Origin of the sequence: Nostoc sp. (genome assembly GCF_036917375.1) — a bacterium.
In the GTDB taxonomy this organism is placed as follows: domain Bacteria; phylum Cyanobacteriota; class Cyanobacteriia; order Cyanobacteriales; family Nostocaceae; genus Nostoc.
This window is the reverse complement of the sequence record NZ_JBALDN010000070.1, coordinates 1-2,646: the sequence shown is the minus strand read 5'-3', so window position 1 is coordinate 2,646 and position 2,646 is coordinate 1. Positions and strand designations below refer to the sequence as shown.

Below are 2,646 nucleotides of genomic sequence, written 5' to 3'. Positions count from 1 at the left end.
ATGGTTGTAAGCGGCTTGACGAAATTCTTGAAGTTTGTCAAATTTCATATTGGCAGGTGAGAGTAGGTGGTTCTTCTCTCACCTTCTGTCAAAAGGGGGCCTGTGTTCAATCAGACCTCCTCTTTTTTCTTTGATTTCGACGATTTAGTCTAAACTCCAGAAATAAATCACACCCCCAATACGTCCTTCAACTTGGAAAGCTCCATGAAATAAACAATACGGAGCTATGTAGATCAGAAAAAAGTCAGTAATCTTTATTGCCCTGCCAAACATCTGCTGACAAGTTTTTTGGAGGACAGCATCTAGGTATTGATTATTGGCAGGCTCACCCAGGTCAGTGAATTCCGGCCAATCCGCAAAATGATCCATATAAAATAACCAGATGCGGGACAAGTCTGCGTCATTCGTCAGTTTTTGCTTAAGTGACTGCAATCGGTCGATATTCATAATATGGATATTGAGGAGATGGGGCGAGCAGGTAACACTGTTAAAAATCTACCACAGCGATCGCTCCAACACCTGATTTAGGATTGCTATATCTGCATCGAGTATTCAATCCTATTTGCTTTGCCAGTTTTTAGAAAAATAGATGGCATCTTCCAGAAGAAAGAACGGATTTTAGATGAAAAATCTTTGCAACTCTCAGATATACATAGAGTGGATACTGGAAAACCCTAAAAATAACACTCCGGTGGATAGAAGAGACAGCCAACAGAGTATGAGACATTACGATGAGGAATTTCTCAGAAAAGACAATTGATTTGATTTGGGCGAAGGTATGTAGCAAGATAGTGATGACCAATGAGCAAACGAGTAATTGTAATTGGTGCTGGGCTGGCAGGGCTGACGGCTGCTTATGAACTGGTTCGTGCTGGGTTTGATGTACAAGTGTTTGAAGCCCGCGAACGAGTTGGAGGACGAGTCCAAACGGTCTTTATGGGAGCAGAACAGCATGGCGAATTGGGTGCAGAGTTTGTCGATGATAACCATAGCGCCTTGATATCCTATGCCACTCAATTCGGCCTCAAGCTTGAGCCTGCCTTTAAGCTTCCAGATGACCTGTGTTATTACATTGATGGTAATTTCTTTACTCAAAAAACACTCTTGCCTCAACAGCAAGCTTCTTTAAATGATACATATCAGAAGTTAGATCAATTATTGGAACAGCTTGCCGATCCTCCCCAAACATTAGCTCAGTGGCTGACTGCACAATCAATTGCTCCTTTTGGCTGCAAAGTTCTTCGTCAGCAATCCTATGGAATGTATGCTGCCGACCCGGAGACTATTGGAGTTGGCTTCTTTGCTTACAGCGGTACTTCTGGCGATCGCAGTCTGCGAATTCAAGGTGGTAGTACTCAACTTGCAACCGCATTTGCTTGCTTTTTAGGCGAGCGCATCCATTTAAACACCCCAGTTGTGCGGATTCAGCAGCAAGAACAAACTACTGCCGTGAGCCTAAAAACTCTTCACGGGCAGGTTGAAGTTTTTAGCGATTGGATTGTTGTCACGGTTCCCTGGAGTGTCTTGCGCCATTTGTCTATTGAAGTTCCGCTTACACAGGCACAACGAGAGGCGATAACCTACTTGCCTTATGGGGCATCGGTTAAGACCTTACTTCAGTACTCCAAACGTTTTTGGGATGAATCCCCTTTTGGGCTGCTTGTGGGAGACACACCTTATCAAACTATCTGGGAATCTACCTTAGCTCAGGTAGGTGAAGCGGGAATTCTGGCTTGTACGAGCAGTGGGACACCTAGCCGAAATGTTGCTGGACACCCCGTTGAGTTTGCACAACAAACAGTATCTGCGCTTTACCCAAATGCTGCCAAAGTGTTCGCAACTGCAACTCATGACTGGAGTGCCGATCCCTGGTCGCAGGGATCTTACTGCTACTTCGCTCCTAGAGACTTGAAAAGCTGGCGCTCTGACTTACCGTACTCCGCTGGACAAGTCATTTTTGCAGGAGAACATACTGCTCCTGTTGAGTATTGTGGGTATATGGAAGGAGCAATTCGCAGTGGACAACGAGCAGCAGAGCAAATTTTAGGTTTCGCTTTTACATGAAACGCAGATTTTCTCCACTTTTTTACGGTTTACAAGGTCATCCGAAAGCGATCGCTTTCGGATGCTGCCTGTTTTGCAACGGCGGCTTTTCACATCACCGTAATCCGGTATGGTTCTCAACCAGCCTATCTAAGGCGATCGCCGAATCATTAAGAGATGGCTGTTGTTTTGCCTGTAATTCCTGTCGGAGATTCTTATAAGCAGATGGATCTGCTGGCATCATCAACTCTCCAAACAAGTTTCCTGGTTTGCGGCGGGTGCTGAGACCCATATCCTGAAGCAATTCATCAATGTAATGGAATGTAAAAGGAGTTACACATGCTCCACTGACGAAAGCATACGGTCTATCTTTCTTCCTCCATTCCAACTCTGCTGTTACATCCTCTAGCATCTGTTGCGGGGATGGTAAAGGTAAATTTCCTTTGACATACTCTGATAACCACCTAGCACCAATTTCTGCTGATAACTGGGCACAGAAAGTATAGTTATAACCCAATACGGTTCAGTTAAGGCTGAAAGACTGATTAGTGATATGAAATTTAGGAGCTTCAACTCGTTGTCCAGTACCTCTATGTTTTGGCT

Annotated in this window: 3 protein-coding genes; 1 reads left to right on the top strand and 2 read right to left on the bottom strand. The window is 44.6% G+C overall.

What is annotated here, in order from left to right:
• Positions 1-144 precede the first annotated feature (144 nt).
• Positions 145-447: a hypothetical protein gene (locus tag V7K45_RS19090; RefSeq protein ID WP_335006113.1), complete on the bottom strand. Its 303-nt coding sequence runs from the start codon at positions 445-447 to the stop codon at positions 145-147.
• 354 nt (positions 448-801) lie between these two features.
• Between V7K45_RS19090 and V7K45_RS19085 the strand changes: the two genes are divergently transcribed.
• Positions 802-2,064, top strand: coding sequence for a flavin monoamine oxidase family protein (locus V7K45_RS19085; RefSeq protein ID WP_335006111.1), 1,263 nt, complete (start codon positions 802-804; stop codon positions 2,062-2,064).
• A 94-nt stretch (positions 2,065-2,158) separates the two neighbouring features.
• Here the strand turns inward: V7K45_RS19085 and V7K45_RS19080 are convergent, their stop codons facing one another.
• On the bottom strand, positions 2,159-2,560 hold the full coding sequence (locus V7K45_RS19080) for a hypothetical protein (protein WP_335006109.1): 402 nt from the start codon (positions 2,558-2,560) through the stop codon (positions 2,159-2,161).
• Positions 2,561-2,646 lie beyond the last annotated feature (86 nt).